Source organism: Thioalkalivibrio sp. ALMg9 (assembly GCF_000380625.1).
Taxonomy (GTDB): domain Bacteria; phylum Pseudomonadota; class Gammaproteobacteria; order Ectothiorhodospirales; family Ectothiorhodospiraceae; genus Thioalkalivibrio; species Thioalkalivibrio versutus.
This window is the reverse complement of sequence record NZ_AQYC01000009.1, coordinates 710,500-726,724: the sequence shown is the minus strand read 5'-3', so window position 1 is coordinate 726,724 and position 16,225 is coordinate 710,500. Positions and strand designations below refer to the sequence as shown.

The following is a 16,225-nucleotide window of genomic DNA, read 5'->3' as shown; positions in this document are numbered from 1 at the left end:
GCGTCAGTAGTGCGGCGGGGGTGGTTCGGCGCCCTCCGGCCCGCCGCCGTGTTCCTCGAGGTCGCGCATGCGATCGCGCAGCCACTGGACCTGCTGGCGCAGCTCGGTATTGGCCTGTTGCAGCTCCAGTTGCACGCGGGCCTGCTCCTCCTGGGTGTATTCCTGATGGGCCAGGCGGATCTCCAGATCCTCGATGCGTTTTTGCAGGGCTTCCGAATCCATGTGGGTTACTCCACCACGTTGCGCGGCTGGTCGCTCGCGAAGCCGTGGATATTGGCCGTAACCTCGTCGATCACCCGCTGTCGGGCGGTTCGCGCGGCCCAGGCGGTGTGGGGCGTGAGGACGAGGTTGGGGATATCGTCGGCCAGCAGGGGGTGATCCGCCGGTGGGGGTTCCGGTTCCAGTACGTCGATGCCGGCGCCGCCGAGATGCCCGCTGCGCAGGTACCTGGCCAGGGCCTCGGGATCGACCAGGCCACCCCGGGCGGTGTTCAGCAGCAGGGCCCCCGGACGCATCTGGCGCAGGGCGGCATCATCGATGAGGTGCCGGGTCGTCGCGGTCAGGGGGCAGTGCAGGCTGATGACGTCGCATTGTCCCAGCAACCGTTCCAGCGGCACGCGATCCTCTTGTGCTGCGCGGTCCGGATTCAGGCTCTCGGCGACCAGCACCTCCATGCCAAAGGCCTCGGCGACGCGCGCGGTGGCCCGGCCCAGTACGCCCCAGCCGATGATGCCGAGGCGCATTCCGGCCACGGTGCCGATGGGGTGGTCGAGGAGACAGAACTGATCGGAGGCGCTCCAGCGACCGGCGCGAATGTCCGCGCGGTAGGCGTCCAGTTGGGTGACCAGCGTCAGCAGCAGGGCGAAGACGTGCTGCACCACGGAGTCGGTGGCGTAGTCGCGCGCATTGCTGACGACGATACCCAGGCGGCGGGCTGCCTCCACGTCGATATTGTTGGTGCCGGTGGCGGCGGCGCAGACGAGTCGCAGGCGGGGTGCGGCGGCCAGTGCCTCCGCATTCAGCTCGACCTTGTTGGTGACGATCACCTCGGCATCGCCGATCCGGCCCAGCCGCTGATCCGGCTCGGTGTGCTCGTGGAAGGACCACACGGGAAGGCTGGCCCGGAGTTCGGTCAGGTCAAGATCGTCGCGGTCGACCGTGGCGAGATCGAGAAAGACGCCGCGTTGAAGGTGGCTCATGATCGGCGTGTATCCGTATTCAATGAAGATGGTGTCCAATGAAAAGGGCCCCGCTGTGCGGGGCCCTGGAACGCATTCCTGCCGTGCTGTGCAGCGCGGAACCCTAGTTGTCGCCCATGAAGGCGTGGAACAGGTTCAGCAGGTGCAGGAACATCACATAGAGGTTCGCGTACAGCGAGACCGTCATCACGATGTAGTTGGCCTCGGGATCGTGAATCATCCGGCTGGTGTCGAACAGGATGGCGGCCGACAGCAGCAGGACAACCGCGGCCGAGATGGCCAGCGACAGAGCCGGGATCGCCAGGAACAGGTTGGCAACGATGGCCAGCAGGGCGACGATCAGGCCGACGACCAGGAAGCCGCCGAGGAAGCTGAAGTCCTTCTTGGTAGCCAGGGCGTAGCCGGAAAGCGTGACAAACGCGACCGCAGTGGCGGCGAAGGCGTTGCCGACGATCTGTGGCCCGTTCGGCAGACCCAGGTACATGCTCAGGATCGGGCCGAGGAAGAAGCCCAGCACGCCGGTGAAGGCGAAGGTCAGCACGATGCCCAGCGCCGAGTTGCGCGCGGCGTGGATGGCGAACGGGCCGCCGATCAGCACCCCCAGCATGATGATCCAGTGCACCGGCGGCGCGTTGACCGCCATGGCGATGAACGCGGTGATCGCGCTGAACGCCAGGGTGAGCGACAGCAGCATGTAGGTCTGCCGGATCACTTTGTTGGTGGAGATGGTCTCGCTGATGGAACCAGTGCTGGACGGATTGCGACTCGAGCGGACGATCTGGTCTCGGGACACGGGTCAACTCCTCATTGGATTCGAAACAAGCACAGTGTAGCGACAAGCGTTCCCGGTTGCAGCGTTTCCCTTGCGGTTTCAGGGCATGCGGGCCGATCACGCGGTGATCGGCCCGGCGCGGGTTACTTGATCGGCTCGCCGACCTTTTCCGAGATGGTCTTCACCGCATGGTCGGTGGACTTGAAGATGTTGTCCTTGCCGATGATGTCGTCCAGCCCCGTGCGCTGCATGACCTCCATGATCTGGGCCTTGACGCCGGCGAACACGAGCGTGATGCCGCGCGCCTTGAGGCGGTGAACCAGTTGATGGATGACCTCTTCGCCGGAGGCGTCGATCTCGTTGATGCCCTTGCCGACGACGATCAGATATTTGGATTGTGGGTGGCGGGCCAGCAGGTCCAGTACGGCATCTTCGAAGTAGGGCACGTTGGCGAAGTACAACGACCCATCGAAGCGCATGATGCCGACCTTCTCGTTGGTCTCCAGGCCGTAGCGCTGGGCCTCGCGCAGGGTGCCGTCCTCATAGCGTGCCAGTTCCGAGACACGCGGCTTCATGGTGCGGTACAGATACAGCACGATGGCCAGACCGGCACCGGTGAGGATGCCGTAGTCCAGGTTCGGAGCCATTGCGAGGGTCGCAACGAAGGTCACGGCCGCGGCAGCGCCATCGTGCTTGTTGGCCACCCATGCGTGCTTGATGGCCTTGAAGTTCACGAGCCCGGCAACCGCCATCATGATGATCGCAGCGAGGACCGCCTGTGGCAGGTGATAGATCAGCGGCGTCAGGAACAGCAGGGCCAGGCCGATGAGTACCGCAGTAAAGACCGAGGAGAGGCCGGTCTTGGCGCCGGAGTTCAGGTTGACCGCTGATCGCGAGAACGAGCCGCTGACCGGGTAGCCCTGGGTGAAGCCGCCGGCGATGTTCGCCAGACCCTGACCCATCAACTCCTTGCTGGGGTCCAGGCGCTGGCCGGTCCGTGCTGCCATGGCCTTGGCGATCGCGATGGCCTCGGTGAAGCCCACCAGCGCGATGACGAAGGCGGTGGTCAGCAGCGTGGTGAAGGTGCCGAAGGTGATATCCGGGATCGAGAACCCGGGGAGGCCCTGGGGCACATTGCCCACCACGGCGCCGCCGCCATTCAGATGCACGGTATCTTCACCGACCCGTTCGATACGCCATGCGGCGCGATCGGCGCGTGCACGTTCGGCATCAGTCAGGTGATCGTCTGCAATGAACCGCGCAGGCTGATCGTTCTCGCCGGGGACGCGACGCAGCGTGATGTCGCGGATCTCCTCGCGCATGCCGGCAAGTTCGGGGCGCAGTTCATCGCGCTGCAGACGCAGCTGGTCGGCCTCGTGGCGCAGGCGCACGGCCTCGGCGCCTTCCTGTTCCTGGAGCTCTGCTTCCAGCCGACGGATCTGCTCGTCGAGATCGGCGAGGCGCCTGCCATCGCTCTCGATGGACTGCGCGAGAGTCAGAACCTGGGCCGGGGCGATCTGCTGAAGGGACGTCTCGGCCTTCTGCTCGTAGCCGATTGCCCAGCTCACCAGGATCGCCACGACCACGGCGACAAGTACCCCCGGGATCTTCGGCACGAACCGTTTCATCAGCACCATCAGGCCAATGGCGCCGACGCCGAACGCCAGCGTGGGCCAGTGGACGCTGCCCAGTTCCGTCATCACGCCCCAGAGACCCAGCATGAAGTGGCCGCTGGTATCAATCGGGACGCCGAGGATCTTGTTCAGCTGCGACAGGGCGATGATGATGGCCGCGGCATTGGTGAAGCCGACGATGACCGGATGCGAGATAAAGCTGACCAGCGCGCCAAGCTTGAACAACCCCAGCATCAACTGGACCAGGCCCACGATGAATGCCAGGGCAATGGCCAGCATGACAAATTCGGAAGAGCCCTCGGCGGCCAGCGGTATCAGCGCCGAGGCGGTAAGCAGCGAGACCACGGCGACCGGGCCGGTGGCGAGCTGGTTCGATGAACCCCACAGCGCGGCGACCATGACGGGCAGCAGGGAGGCGTAAAGCCCGTACACCGGCGGCAGCCCGGCCAGCTGGGCATAGGCCATGGACTGCGGGATCAGGACCAGGGCGACCGAGATCCCGGCGATGAGGTCCGCGTTGAGGGTTTGCTTCGTCGGGCGCCAGCTGAGGAAGGGGAACACTCGCAGCAGAATCGAATTCATCGGGTCGCTCGCTTGGCCAGTTCGTGAGGGTTGACGACGGCCGGAACCGATGCAATGGGCCCAAGGGCAGTCCGGGCCGGGGCTTGCCAGGGCCGTCGTCACAATACTGGCAGCCGGTGCTGGGCCCGGTCGGATGCACGGGCGCAGTCGCGAAAGTAGCGCCAGATTATAGGCGGTCAGTCCATTTTCTTCTATCTAACTTGTTCTATATGACACATACCATATCGGCTATGTATTGCGAGGAAGCTGCGAAGGGGATTCGTCTGCCGGAGCCGGGAGATGACTGCGGCCGGGAGGCTGGAAATGGCGGAGAGGGAGGGATTACGGCCAGCCCCGCTGGCCGCCCTTCGGGTCGCCTTCGCGTTGCTACGGCGTTCCGGTGTCGCGTTGCGCCACCGGTCGAACCCGCTTTCTGGAATCTCGGGTTCGAATCGCGGAACGCTGGGTCTGGAAATGCGAAAGGAGCCGCTTTGGGCCCTTAGCTGAAAGTTGGCGGAGAGGGAGGGATTCGAACCCTCGAGGGGCTTTCACCCCTGCCGGTTTTCAAGACCGGTGCAATCGACCACTCTGCCACCTCTCCGAGGCTGAGCATTGTCTGGCAAGGGGGACGGGCTGGCAACCGGGGGCGGTGCCGGGTCTCCCGGCGAAGGGGTCGATGGGAGCGGGATATTCGGCATGCAACGCTTGACGTTCGATCGCTTGAACCCTAATCTTGTCCGCGCTCCGGGCGGTTAGCTCAGCGGTAGAGCACTGCCTTCACACGGCAGGGGTCACTAGTTCGAACCTAGTACCGCCCACCAGCTTTGAATAACAAGAAAGCGGCCTCGGGAAACAGGGCCGCTTTTTTTGTGCCTGTGAGACGGTCGCATGTGACATGAGAGGCGCTTGCGGAATCTGGCGGAGCGGGAGGGATTACGGCCAGCGCGGCTGGCCGCTTTCGCTTTGCTGCGGCGTTCTGGTGTCGCGTGCGCGCCACCGGTCGAACCATCGTTTCCGATTCCTCGGGTTCGAATCTCCAGGCATCTGTGGCCAAGAACGCGAAAGGGGCCACTAGGGCCCCCTTGCTTGAATCTGGCGGAGAGGGAGGGATTCGAACCCTCGGTACTCGCGAGAGTACAACGGTTTTCGAGACCGCCCCGTTCGACCACTCCGGCACCTCTCCGAATCTTCTTGCCGCGCGGGGTCGAGCCGCTACGACGGAGCGAATCCTAGCAGATTCGGTTGGCCGAGCGGTAGCGTCTCCCTTAGGGCATCAGACGGGTGATCTCCCAGTCGCTGCCCACGCGGTGGTATTGGAACCGGTCGTGCAGCCGATTGGGGCGGCCCTGCCAGAATTCGAACAGTTCGGGCTGCAGGCGGTAGCCGATCCAGGCGGGATCGCGCGGAATGTCGCCCTCCGGGTATTGCTGCTCCAGCGAACGCACACGCTGCTCGAGTTCGTCGCGGCCGGCGACCGGGTGGCTTTGGGTCGAGGCCGCCGCGGCAATCTGGCTGCCGCGCGGGCGCTGGTGGAAGTAGGTATCGGCCAGTTCGCCCGGGAGGGCGGTGACCGGGCCTTCGACCCGGATCTGGCGCTCGGTCTCGGGCCAGTAGAACAATAGGGCGGCCTGCGGGTTTTCGCTCAGGTCCTGGCCCTTGCGGCTGCGCGAGTCGGTGTACCAGGCCAGGCCCTCGGGATCGACGTGCTTGAGCAGAACGGTGCGAGCGGAGGGCTGGCCGTCGGCGCCGGCGGTGGCCAGGATCATGGCGGTTGGGTCCGGGTTGCCGGCTTCACGGGCGGCCTCGAGCCAGTCATTCAGCAGGCCGAGCGGGTTTTCGTGCAGGTCGCTGCGGCGAAGTTCGGCGTGGGTGTAATCGCGGCGGGTATGGCGGTGGTCGGCGGTGCTCATGGGGCCCCCTGGGCTGGATGCGACGACGTCATCATACGGCGCCGGCGGGGATTCGGAAATTTGTGCGACTTTCACTGTCACAGATGAGGACGATTCAATTCGAGCGCAAGGAGCATCTGATGGCTGAACCGATTATCGCCGCAGTGGAACCCCGGGGAGTGGAACTGACAAAGGGCGAGGAGTACGCGTTCTGTCGCTGCGGGCGCTCGAAGGATCAGCCATTCTGCGACGGCTCGCACGAGGGCACAGGTATCGAGCCGCTGATTTTCACGGCGGAAGAGGACGGCGAGGCGTACCTGTGTCAGTGCAAGCAGTCCGGCAATCTGCCGTACTGCGACGGGACGCATGCGCAGTTCGATCAGGACGCGGTGGGTCAGCCCGCGAGCGCGGCGGAAGGGGATTCCGAGGCATCGGATCAGGGCGATCAGGCCCCGAGCCCCCGTAACAGCGCGGTTGAACCGCATGTCGAGTGGATTCACGCCCTGGCACGCGATGGCTTGGAGGGTGTGGGCCGCCATGGCACAACGGTGGCCATGGGTGTCCCGCGCGATCGATTGCCCGCGTGGGACGGGCTGCAGCTCCTGGCGGCGCAACTGGCCACACGCCCGCTCGACGAAGATGCCGACGTGGGCACCTCGCTGGTGATCGGGCCCGAGGCGAAGCGCCCGCTGGAACTGGCGATTCCGCTGCTGGTGTCGGACATGAGCTTTGGTGCGCTTTCGCGCGAGGCAAAGATCGCCCTGGCGCGCGGGGCAGAGCGGGCCGGGACCGGTATCTGCTCCGGCGAGGGGGGCATGCTGGACGCCGAGCAGGCAGAGAATTCGCGCTACCTGTTCGAGTTGGGGCCGGCGCAGTTTGGCTATTCGGACGAGGTGCTGGACCAGATTCAGGCGTTTCACTTCAAGGCCGGGCAAGCGGCGAAGACCGGGCTGGGCGGGGTTCTTCCGGGCAGCAAGGTGAGTGACGAGATTGCGCGGGTGCGTGGGATCGAGGCGGGGCAGGATGCCCATTCACCCGCTGCCCATGCCGATCTGCAAAGCCCGGACGATTTCCGCCGGTTTGCCGACGCGGTGCGCGAGAAGACCGGTGGTGTGCCGGTCGGATTCAAGCTGTCGGCCAACCACATCGAGGCGGACCTGGCCTTTGCCCTGGAGGCTGGCGCCGACTACCTGATCCTGGATGGCCGAGGCGGCGGCACGGGAGCCGCGCCGGCCCTGCTGCGCGATCACATCAGCGTGCCTAGCATCCCGGCGCTCGCACGGGCGCGGCGCTTTCTCGATGCCAACGGCGCCACTGGACGGGTGACGCTGCTGGTTACCGGTGGGCTGCGCACGCCCGCGGACTTCGTGAAGGCCCTGGCCCTCGGTGCGGACGGGATTGCCCTCGCCAATTCGGCGATCCAGGCCGTGGGCTGCGTGAGCGCGCGGATGTGCCATACCAATCAGTGCCCCAGTGGTGTAGCGACCCAGGATCCGAAACTGCGCAGCCGGCTGGACCCGCAGGAGGGGAGCGAGCGGCTGGAGCGTTTCCTGAATGGTTCCACCGAGTTGATGAAAGTACTGGCGCGGGCCTGTGGGCATTCCAGTCTGGAGGACTTCGGGCCGAATGATCTGACCACGTTCGATCGCGATCTCGCACGTCTCGCCGGTATCCAGTACGCAGGGGTTCTCGAGGGACGTTGATGGCCGTCCTCTGGAGCCGGGTAACCCCGATGTGTTCCTGCTCCCGGGGGTGATCTGGATTAGCCCGCCTCGGAGCAATCCCGGTAGAATCGCGCTTTTTCGGAAATGGGGTTTTTGATGAGCTACTCCGATGTCCACCAAAGCTACGGGCGTTGTCGGCGAGCCGGCAACTTCGTGGATCGCTTCTACGAACGCTTTCTCGCCGCCGACGAGCGGGTGGCGCAGGCGTTCACGACCACCAACTGGTCGCAGCAGAAGCGGGCCCTCGGGCAGGCAATCTCCACTGCGATCAGTTACGCCGAGGGCGAGAGCTTCGTGGCCCCGACCATGGAGAAGATGGCCGAGGTGCATAGCCGTCATGGCCGCGTACCGGTGGCGCCGGAACTCTACGGGGTGTGGCTGAACTGCATGGTGGAGACGGCCCGCGAGGTGGATCCGCGCTGGGAGGAGTCCCTGGCGCAGCGCTGGCGCGGCGCGCTGAGTCCTGCGATCGATCTGTTTATCGAGCGCTACTGACGCGAGCCGGGCCGTTTCCGGCGGCCCGGTTACCCACTGCGAAGTCCCGCCCGCGGGCGTGCCCTGTTGATCTTGGGGCGCCCCCGGCGTGTAATGCGCGCATTTCCTGTTGCCGGCGTCCGCCGGAAGAAGCCTGGTCATGTCCGCAGCACCCGATTCCCTGTTCGCCCGCAAGCCCTACTGGGCCAAGCGCTTTGGCACGGCGCCGTTTCTGCCAACCACGCGCGAGGAAATGGACGATCTCGGCTGGGACAGCTGCGACATCGTGCTGGTGACCGGCGATGCCTACGTGGACCACCCGAGCTTCGGCATGGCGATCATCGGCCGGCTGCTGGAGGCGCAGGGGTTCCGCGTGGGGATCCTTGCGCAGCCGGACTGGACCTCGGCCGAGCCGTTCCGGGCCCTGGGGCGGCCGAACCTGTTCTTCGGCGTGACCGCCGGGAACATGGACTCGATGGTCAACCACTACACCGCGGAGCGGAAGATCCGCTCCAACGATGCCTATACGCCGGGGGACGTGCACGGCAAACGCCCGGACCGCGCGGTGATCGTCTACGCCCAGCGCGCCCGCGAGGCCTACAAGGACGTGCCGGTCGTGGCCGGCGGGATCGAGGCCAGCCTGCGGCGTATCGCGCACTACGACTACTGGCAGGACAAGGTGCGTCGCTCCGTCTTGCTGGATTCGCGCGCCGACATCCTGCTGTTCGGCAATGCCGAGCGCGCCCTGGTGGAACTCGCCCATCGCGTCGCGGCGGGCGAGGACCCGCGCGAGATCACGGACCTGCGCGGGACGGCCCTGCTGCGCGATGCGGTGCCGGCCGGCTACGTGGAGCTGGATTCCAGCGAGGTCGATACCCCCGGACCGGTGGATGCCAACCCCGACCCCTACGCCATGGTCTCGCCCGAGACCTGCGCCGATGCCGAGGCACAGGATGCGCAGGCGGCCGAAGCGGAGGCGGGCGCGAAGGTCGTGCGTTTTCACCGGGATATCCCGCGCGGCACCCCGCGCGAGCAAACGGTGATCCGTATTCCGGCCTTCGAGCAGGTGAAGGGCGACGCGGTGCTCTACGCGCATGCCTCGCGGGTGCTGCACCTGGAGACCAACCCGGGGAATGCCCGCGCGATCGTGCAGCGCCACGGGGACAAGGAGGTCTGGCTCAACCCGCCACCGATCCCGCTGTCGACGCCCGAGATGGACGCGGTGTTCGATCTGCCCTATGCGCGGGCCCCGCATCCGTCCTACGGGGATGCGCGCATCCCCGCCTGGGAGATGATCCGCTTCTCGGTGAACATCATGCGCGGCTGTTTCGGCGGCTGTACGTTCTGTTCCATCACCGAACACGAAGGGCGGATCATCCAGAGCCGCTCCGAGGACAGCGTGCTGCGCGAGATCGAGGAGATCCGCGACAAGGTGGACGGGTTCACCGGCGTGATCTCGGATCTGGGCGGCCCGACCGCCAACATGTACCGCCTGGCCTGCAAGGATCCGAAGATCGAACAGAGCTGTCGGCGACTGTCCTGCGTGTACCCGGGCATTTGCAGCAACCTGGACACCGACCACGCGCCGCTCATTCGCCTGTACCGCAAGGCACGGGCGTTGCCGGGCATCAAGAAGATCCTGATTGCATCGGGTCTGCGCTATGACCTGGCGATCGAGTCACCGGAATACGTGAAGGAACTGGTGACCCACCATGTGGGGGGTTACCTGAAGATTGCCCCGGAACATACGGAAACCGGACCACTTTCGCGCATGATGAAGCCGGGCATGGGGACCTATGACCGGTTCAAGGCCATGTTCGAGAAGTACTCGAAGGCGGCCGGGAAGGAGCAGTACCTGATCCCGTATTTCATTGCCGCGCATCCCGGCACCACCGACCAGGACATGCTGCAGCTCGCGCTCTGGCTGAAGCGCAACGACTTCCGCGCCGACCAGGTGCAGGCGTTTCTGCCCAGTCCCATGGCCCTGGCCACTGCCATGTGGCATTCCGGGCGTGACCCGCTGCGCGGCATCCGGCGCACGACCAGCGAACGCGTCCCGGTGCCTCGCGGGGTGCGCGCGCGGCGTCTGCACAAGGCGTTCCTGCGCTATCACGATCCGAACAACTGGCCGCTACTGCGTGATGCCCTGCAACGGATGGGGCGTGCGGATCTGATCGGCAATGGCAAGCATCACCTGGTGCCGACCTGGCAGCCGGCCGGGACCGGTCAGGGTGCGGCACGTCCGTCCACCGGCGGGCGGATTACCCGTGGCGGCAAGGCGCTGAAAAAGCGCGGCCAGACCTTCCAGACGCAGCACAACGGCGTCGAGGCTGCGGCGCGTCCCGGTGGCAAGCCAGCGCCAGCGGGCAAGGCCGGGGCACGCTCTGCCGCGCCCAAGGGCGGCAAGCCGCGCGCGGGTGGTGGGAAGGTGCGCAAAGGGCGCCCGGCCGGAAAACGACCGCGCGCCTGACGCCGCTGCGGTTCAGGACGCCGCGTCGGGCACCGGGACCTGGCCTTCCAGACTGATGTTCAGACCGGTGGTGGTGCGGTCGCCGGGGTCCAGGAAGTACAGATAGGGGCCGACCACGGCCTCGGGCTCGGGCAGGAGGTCGGGGTTTTCCCCGGGATAATGGCCGGCGCGGAAGCGGGTGCGCACCGGGCCGGTGTCGATACCGTTCACGTGCAGGAAGCGCGGTTCGTTGCGATGCTCGTGCGACAGGATGTCGATCAGGCCGTCCTGGGCCGCCTTGGCCATGCCGAAGGCGCCCCAGAAGGCCTTGCGGGCGTTCTGAGTGGACACGACCAGGCTCCCGGTGGGACTGGCCTCCAGCAGCGGCAGGACGGCCTGCGTGAGGAAGAACGGGCCGTGCAGGTTACTGTTGATGACCTTGAACCACAGCTCCGGGTCGTAGTTCTTCATCGGCATCAGGGCGCCGGCCCAGCCCGCGTTCATTACCAGCCCGTCCAGGCGGCCGAGGGAGTCGCGGATGTTCTCCGCCAGGTCACCATAGTCCTTGACCGTCGCGCCTTCGAGATTCAGTGGGTAGATCGCGGGCTGCGGGTGACCGGCCTGTTCGATCCGGTCATAGACCGCTTCGAGGCCCTTCAGGTCCTTGTCCAGCAGGACCACGATCGCGCCGGCCGCGGCACAGGCCTCGGCAACCGCGCGGCCGATGCCGTCGGCGGCCCCAGTGACCAGGATCACGCGTTCATCGAAGGCGCCGGGTTCCGGGCGGTAGGCGAGCAGGCGGGGAATATCGAGATCGGTCAAGGATGGTCCTCCAGATACAGGTGCGCCGATTCTAGTCCAGATTGTACGGCCGCTTCGAGCGTGGACGGCAGTGCAGGCGTCAGGTAATCCCCGGCCAGATAACACCCCGGCCAGGGCGTGCGGGCCGGCGGGCGACGTGCATCCAGACCGGCTTGCGCGTCCAGCGTCGCGCGGCGTTCGCAAATGCTGTGGCCGGTCTCGGGTTCGCCCAGTTCGGGGAAGGTTTGGGCCAGGGAGCGGGCGACGGTGCGCCATCGCGCATCCGCCGTCAACGGTTCGAGGTCGTCGGCCGCCGAGATCACGACCGCCAGCCAGTGTGGTGCCCCGGCGACATGCCGCGCGATCAGCCATTGGCCATGCTGGTCCAGCAGCCCCTGTAGTGGCGGAAGATCATCAAGGCGCCGCGCATAGCGCAGGTAGACCGTGCAGATGCTGCGGGCGCCCATGGCATTCAGGCCCTGGTGCGTGGCCTCCCAGCCGGTTTCGTGTGGCAGCAGGGCAGCGGCGGCGGCTGGAGGGGTCGCCATGATCACGCCGCGCGCCGGGCTCGCCACGCCCTGGCGGTCGCGCAGGCGGAAGGGGGCGGCGTCGTGAGTCGTGCTGCGCTCAATGGCGGTGATGCGGCGGCCCAGATCCACTCTGGCGCCACGCTCCCGGAGTTCCTGGACAGCCGGTTCCGGGAACAGCTCGCCGAGTGGCCGCGCGGGGACGAGAAGGCGCGCGGCCTCCGGGCCATGGTTGAGCGCCAGGCGCAGGACGTTCTGGAAGATGCGGGCCGAGGCGGTTCGGGTCGGGGTGTTCATCACCGCCAGGCACAACGGGTCCCACAGGCTGCGAATGAGGGCGTCGGGCTGACGGCGCTGGCGCAGCCAGTCGAGGACGGGGAGATCGTCGCGCAGGGGCCGGTGCAACATGGCGGCGGCGCCGGACAGGGCACGCAGGCGTGTACCAAGGGAGTGCTTCGCAAGCGCCCGGTAAAGCGCGGCGGCCAGGGCGGGCAACCGGGGCGAACGCGGTTCCAGCAGGAACGCCGGGGCCTGCGGCCGGCCGGTAGGCTCGAACATGCGCAGGCCGAAGGGCAGGGCCTGAAACGCCTGCTCGGGGTTGATGCCGACCGAACGGATCTGCTGCAGGGTCTGCTGGCAGGCCCCGACCAGGATGTGCTGGCCGTTGTCGAGCGGGGTGCCGTCCAGGTCGAGGTTGCGGGCACGGCCACCGGGGGTCTTGCCGGCCTCGATCAGGTACACGGATTGCCCGGCGCGAGCAAGCGCCAGCGCAGCGGTCAGGCCGGCCCAGCCCGCGCCGACCACGACCGCCGGGGCCGGGGGGGAGCTGGAGGTCATGGCATCAGGCCGCGCGGCGGCGTTGTTCGCGCTTCAGGCGGCGCGCGGTGCGCCACGCGATCCACAGCTTGCGGATCGGGGTCAGGCGTACGCGGTGTTCCAGCACGCGATAGCCATCGTCCGCGATCTCGTCGAGCAGGGTGCGGTAGATGGCTGCCATGATCAGGCCCGGGCGCTGGGCGTAGCGGTCGGCGTCCGGGAGGTGTTCCTCGGCGCGTTCGTAGTAGCGTCGCGCCCGTTCCGCCTGCTCCGCGAACAGGGCGCGGTGGCGGTCGTCGGTGATGTTGATCTGGAATTCCTCCGGCTTGACCCCGTGCTTGCTGAGCTCGTCCATGGGGATGTACACGCGGCCGCGCATGGCGTCCTCGTGCACGTCGCGCAGGATGTTGGTGAGCTGCAACGCCATGCCGAGGTCGTGGGCGTACTTGAGAGTGCGCCGATCGGTGTAGCCGAAGATGTGAGCGGACAGGATGCCTACGACGCTGGCCGCGCGGTAGCAGTACAGCGACAGCGTGGTGAAGTCCGGATAGCTGTCGTAGTCGAGATCCATCTGCATGCCGTCGATGATCTCGTCGAAATACTCGCGCCCGAGGTCAAAGGCGGCGATATGCGGCTGCAGTGCCTGGGTGATGGGGTGGCGGGGTTCGCCGGCGAACAGGCGCTCGATCTCCTGGCGCCACCAGTCGAGCTTGGTGCGCGCAATGCTCTCCTCGCTCACCTCGTCGACGATGTCGTCGACTTCCCGGCAGAAGGCGTACAGCGCCGTGATGGCGCGACGGCGATCCGGTTCCAGAAAGCGGAACGCGTAGTAGAAGCTGGAGCCGCTTTGCGCGGCCTTCTCCTCGCAATACTCGTCGGGGGACATGCGCTCTCGCGTGGCGGGTGTCGAACAGGGAGGAGAAGGCTAGCACAGGCAGCACAGGGGGCGGGAGAGGGCGCCATGAAGGCGGATTGTTGACCTGTATCAAGCTCGGGCCTGGCGTGCGGCCGTAGTCTGCAGAACCAAGGTCGCGAGTGCGCGGCGACGGCTGTGGAGCTCCCAATGGAACAACGCCTGGTGTTTGATCCCGAAATCCTGCGCCGCTACGACGTGAGTGGGCCGCGGTACACGTCGTATCCCACCGCGCCACAGTTTCACGAGGGCTTCGACGACCGCGCCTATGCCGAGGCGGCGCAGGCGACCAACGGGGCCGATCCGGCGCGCCCCCTGTCGCTGTACGTGCATGTCCCGTTCTGCGACACGGTGTGCTTCTACTGCGCCTGCAACAAGGTCATCACCGGAAATTACCAGCGCGCCCAGCGCTACCTGCAGTATCTGGAGCGCGAGGCCGAATTGCAGGGCGAGCTGTTCGATCGGGAACGCACTGTCGGGCAGCTGCACTTCGGGGGCGGCACGCCGACCTATCTTGGCGATGACGATCTGCGCCGGGTGATGGCGACGCTGGCGAGGCACTTCCGCCTGGACGAAAGCGATGCCCGCGAGTTCTCCATCGAGATTGATCCGCGCGCGGTGCGGCCCGGGACCATCCCGCTGCTGGGCGAGCTGGGTTTTAACCGGATCAGCCTCGGGGTGCAGGATTTCGACCCGAACGTGCAGCGGGCGGTGAACCGCATCCAGCCGTTCAAGGTGACCGCGCAGGCGGTGGAGCAGGCGCGGGCCAACGGCTTCGAATCCACCAACCTGGATCTGATCTACGGCCTTCCCTTGCAGACGGTGGAGACCTATACCGCCACCCTGGAACGCGCGCTGGAGCTGCGCCCGGAGCGCCTGGCGATCTACAACTACGCGCACCTGCCGCAGATGTTCAAGACTCAGCGCCAGATCCGCGAGGCCGACCTGCCGGACGCCGCGGAGAAGCTGGCGATCTTCGAGACCACCATCGCTCGCCTGACCGATGCCGGCTATGTCTACATCGGGATGGATCATTTCGCCCTGCCGGACGACGAACTGGCCACGGCCCAGCGCGCCGGGACGCTGCAGCGCAATTTCCAGGGCTACTCCACACGGGCGGAGTACGACCTGGTGGCACTGGGGCCGACGGCTATCGGCAAGGTGGGCGCCACCTACAGCCAGAACCTGCGCGAACTGGATGCCTATTACGCGCGGCTGGATGCCGGGCGCCTGCCGGTCTTTCGCGGACTCGAACTGAGTGCCGACGATCGGCTGCGCCGGGACGTGATTACCGAACTCATGTGCCACTCGCGCATCGATTTCGCCGCGATCGAGGCGCGCCACGGGATCGTGTTCGGCGAGGTCCTTGGGGATGCACTGGAGCGGCTTCAGGGCATGGAGGCCGATGGACTGGTACGGATCGGCGCGGAGCGCCTGGAGATCCTGCCGCGCGGGCGCCTGCTGCTGCGCAACGTCGCCATGGCCTTCGACGCCTACCTGAAGACGGAGAGCGCGCAGCGCTACAGCAAGGTGGTCTGACGGCGGTGAAACGCGCCTGATGCAAAAGGCCCCGTCAGCGGGCCCGGGTGCGCCGCCGCGGGCGCAGGCTGTGGCTCAGGATGATCCAGGCGTCGCGGGTACGCAGGCGCGGGCGGGCAAAGACGTCATCCTGCTGGCGCAGCCGCCATAGGATGCGCGCCCCGCCGTTGATGATTGCGCAGATCTCCAGGCCCATGCGCCCGCGCAGCATGCCGCCCAGCGGCGCCCCGGCGCGCAGCAGCCGGTCGGCGCGGGCGTATTGAAACTGCATCAGGTTGCGTAGCTGGAAGGTGGTCTGCCCGGTGGCCAGCATCGCTTCGGTCACGCCGTACTGGTCCATCTCTTCCTGCGGCAGGTAGATGCGGTTGTTCTCCTGCAGGTCCTGCTGCAGGTCCTGGTAGAAGTTGATCAGCTGCAGCGCCGAGCAGATGGCGTCCGAGTACCCCAGCATCTCGTCGGTCGGGTTGCCGTTCAGGTGCAGCATCAGCCGGCCAACCGGGTTGGCTGAGCGGCGGCAGTAGTCCATGACCTCGCCGAAGGTCGCATAGCGGGTCTGTTCCAGATCCTGCAGGAAGGCGTCGATCAGGTCGGAGAACGGCGCGGCCGGGAGGTCGAAGCGGGCGCGGGCGTCGGCAAGGGCAATCCATTCGGGTTCGTGTTCGGCGGCGGGGTCTTCCAGGATCTGCACCCGTTCCTGCATCGTCAGCAGCGCCTGGCGCCGCTCGGCGACCGGACGCGGGTCCTCGTCGGCCAGGTCGTCGGCATCGCGTGCGAAGCAGTAGATCGCCGCTACGGGGCCGCGCAGGCGACTGGGCAGCAGCCAGGAGGCCACGGGGAAGTTCTCGTAATGCGCCTTGGCACGCTGGCGACAGTGGCGGTAGGCCGAACGGATACGGGGCGACATGGGTGCTCAGGCCCTGTTTCCGG

General features: G+C 66.6%; 13 protein-coding genes and 3 tRNA genes. 5 read left to right on the top strand and 11 right to left on the bottom strand.

Translation table 11 applies throughout. The features are described 5' to 3' along the window. Positions 1 to 3: 3 nt before the first annotated feature. The 5 genes from F792_RS0112510 to F792_RS0112490 form a co-directional block, all read right to left on the bottom strand. A complete protein-coding gene (locus F792_RS0112510; RefSeq protein ID WP_018145547.1) occupies positions 4 to 222 on the bottom strand; it encodes a SlyX family protein in 219 nt (72 codons plus the stop codon). A 5-nt stretch (positions 223 to 227) separates the two neighbouring features. Continuing rightward, entirely contained in the window at positions 228 to 1,199 is a 972-nt protein-coding gene (locus tag F792_RS0112505; RefSeq protein WP_018169889.1) for a D-2-hydroxyacid dehydrogenase, read from the bottom strand. A gap of 103 nt (positions 1,200 to 1,302) precedes the next feature. Further along, on the bottom strand, positions 1,303 to 1,992 hold the full coding sequence (locus F792_RS0112500; RefSeq protein ID WP_018145549.1) for a Bax inhibitor-1/YccA family protein: 690 nt from the start codon (positions 1,990 to 1,992) through the stop codon (positions 1,303 to 1,305). Positions 1,993 to 2,114: 122 nt separating this feature from the next. Beyond that, positions 2,115 to 4,187 carry a SulP family inorganic anion transporter gene (locus F792_RS0112495; protein ID WP_018169888.1) on the bottom strand — a complete coding sequence of 691 codons (2,073 nt, stop codon included), beginning with the start codon at positions 4,185 to 4,187 and terminating at the stop codon, positions 2,115 to 2,117. A gap of 490 nt (positions 4,188 to 4,677) precedes the next feature. Continuing rightward, a tRNA-Ser gene (locus tag F792_RS0112490) sits at positions 4,678 to 4,767 on the bottom strand. Positions 4,768 to 4,912: 145 nt separating this feature from the next. Between F792_RS0112490 and F792_RS0112485 the strand changes: the two genes are divergently transcribed. Then, positions 4,913 to 4,987 (top strand) — tRNA-Val (locus F792_RS0112485). A 272-nt stretch (positions 4,988 to 5,259) separates the two neighbouring features. Here F792_RS0112485 and F792_RS0112480 read toward each other — a convergent pair. Both F792_RS0112480 and pdxH read right to left on the bottom strand, forming a co-directional pair. Next, a tRNA-Ser gene (locus tag F792_RS0112480) sits at positions 5,260 to 5,349 on the bottom strand. Positions 5,350 to 5,431: 82 nt separating this feature from the next. Next, positions 5,432 to 6,076: a pyridoxamine 5'-phosphate oxidase gene (gene pdxH, locus F792_RS0112475; protein WP_018169887.1), complete on the bottom strand. Its 645-nt coding sequence runs from the start codon at positions 6,074 to 6,076 to the stop codon at positions 5,432 to 5,434. Between the two features lie 119 nt (positions 6,077 to 6,195). Between pdxH and F792_RS0112470 the strand changes: the two genes are divergently transcribed. The 3 genes from F792_RS0112470 (at position 6,196) to F792_RS0112460 (ending at position 10,723) form a co-directional block, all read left to right on the top strand. Beyond that, the gene (locus tag F792_RS0112470) at positions 6,196 to 7,758 is read left to right on the top strand and encodes a glutamate synthase-related protein (RefSeq protein ID WP_018169886.1); all 1,563 of its coding nucleotides are present in this window, start codon (positions 6,196 to 6,198) and stop codon (positions 7,756 to 7,758) included. Positions 7,759 to 7,875: 117 nt separating this feature from the next. Continuing rightward, on the top strand, positions 7,876 to 8,274 hold the full coding sequence (locus F792_RS0112465) for a globin (protein WP_018169885.1): 399 nt from the start codon (positions 7,876 to 7,878) through the stop codon (positions 8,272 to 8,274). Positions 8,275 to 8,413: 139 nt separating this feature from the next. Further along, positions 8,414 to 10,723 carry a YgiQ family radical SAM protein gene (locus tag F792_RS0112460; RefSeq protein WP_018169884.1) on the top strand — a complete coding sequence of 770 codons (2,310 nt, stop codon included), beginning with the start codon at positions 8,414 to 8,416 and terminating at the stop codon, positions 10,721 to 10,723. Between the two features lie 12 nt (positions 10,724 to 10,735). Here the strand turns inward: F792_RS0112460 and F792_RS0112455 are convergent, their stop codons facing one another. Genes F792_RS0112455 through hpnD form a run of 3 tightly spaced genes read right to left on the bottom strand, consistent with a single transcriptional unit; the run spans position 10,736 to position 13,732 of the window. Next, the gene (locus tag F792_RS0112455; protein ID WP_018169883.1) at positions 10,736 to 11,524 is read right to left on the bottom strand and encodes an SDR family NAD(P)-dependent oxidoreductase; all 789 of its coding nucleotides are present in this window, start codon (positions 11,522 to 11,524) and stop codon (positions 10,736 to 10,738) included. Then, positions 11,521 to 12,867 carry a hydroxysqualene dehydroxylase HpnE gene (gene hpnE / locus F792_RS0112450; protein ID WP_018169882.1) on the bottom strand — a complete coding sequence of 449 codons (1,347 nt, stop codon included), beginning with the start codon at positions 12,865 to 12,867 and terminating at the stop codon, positions 11,521 to 11,523. The genes F792_RS0112455 and hpnE overlap by 4 nt, the downstream gene beginning before the upstream one ends. Before the next feature lie 4 nt (positions 12,868 to 12,871). Beyond that, positions 12,872 to 13,732, bottom strand: coding sequence for a presqualene diphosphate synthase HpnD (hpnD, locus tag F792_RS0112445; protein WP_018169881.1), 861 nt, complete (start codon positions 13,730 to 13,732; stop codon positions 12,872 to 12,874). A gap of 177 nt (positions 13,733 to 13,909) precedes the next feature. Here hpnD and hemN point away from each other — a divergent pair, with 177 nt between their 5' ends. Next, positions 13,910 to 15,298, top strand: coding sequence for an oxygen-independent coproporphyrinogen III oxidase (gene hemN, locus F792_RS0112440; RefSeq protein WP_018169880.1), 1,389 nt, complete (start codon positions 13,910 to 13,912; stop codon positions 15,296 to 15,298). A 34-nt stretch (positions 15,299 to 15,332) separates the two neighbouring features. Here the strand turns inward: hemN and hpnC are convergent, their stop codons facing one another. Continuing rightward, positions 15,333 to 16,202: a squalene synthase HpnC gene (gene hpnC, locus F792_RS0112435; RefSeq protein ID WP_018169879.1), complete on the bottom strand. Its 870-nt coding sequence runs from the start codon at positions 16,200 to 16,202 to the stop codon at positions 15,333 to 15,335. Positions 16,203 to 16,225: the final 23 nt, after the last annotated feature.

What these genes read in the sequence shown, in the direction of transcription:
- hpnD (WP_018169881.1), bottom strand. Translation starts at nt 13,732, where the DNA reads ATGTCCCCCGACGAGTATTGCGAGGAGAAGGCCGCGCAAAGCGGCTCC.
- F792_RS0112495 (WP_018169888.1), bottom strand. Translation starts at nt 4,187, where the DNA reads ATGAATTCGATTCTGCTGCGAGTGTTCCCCTTCCTCAGCTGGCGCCCG.
- F792_RS0112460 (WP_018169884.1), top strand. Translation starts at nt 8,414, where the DNA reads ATGTCCGCAGCACCCGATTCCCTGTTCGCCCGCAAGCCCTACTGGGCC.
- F792_RS0112470 (WP_018169886.1), top strand. Translation starts at nt 6,196, where the DNA reads ATGGCTGAACCGATTATCGCCGCAGTGGAACCCCGGGGAGTGGAACTG.
- hemN (WP_018169880.1), top strand. Translation starts at nt 13,910, where the DNA reads ATGGAACAACGCCTGGTGTTTGATCCCGAAATCCTGCGCCGCTACGAC.
- F792_RS0112510 (WP_018145547.1), bottom strand. Translation starts at nt 222, where the DNA reads ATGGATTCGGAAGCCCTGCAAAAACGCATCGAGGATCTGGAGATCCGC.
- pdxH (WP_018169887.1), bottom strand. Translation starts at nt 6,076, where the DNA reads ATGAGCACCGCCGACCACCGCCATACCCGCCGCGATTACACCCACGCC.
- hpnC (WP_018169879.1), bottom strand. Translation starts at nt 16,202, where the DNA reads ATGTCGCCCCGTATCCGTTCGGCCTACCGCCACTGTCGCCAGCGTGCC.
- hpnE (WP_018169882.1), bottom strand. Translation starts at nt 12,867, where the DNA reads ATGACCTCCAGCTCCCCCCCGGCCCCGGCGGTCGTGGTCGGCGCGGGC.
- F792_RS0112465 (WP_018169885.1), top strand. Translation starts at nt 7,876, where the DNA reads ATGAGCTACTCCGATGTCCACCAAAGCTACGGGCGTTGTCGGCGAGCC.
- F792_RS0112505 (WP_018169889.1), bottom strand. Translation starts at nt 1,199, where the DNA reads ATGAGCCACCTTCAACGCGGCGTCTTTCTCGATCTCGCCACGGTCGAC.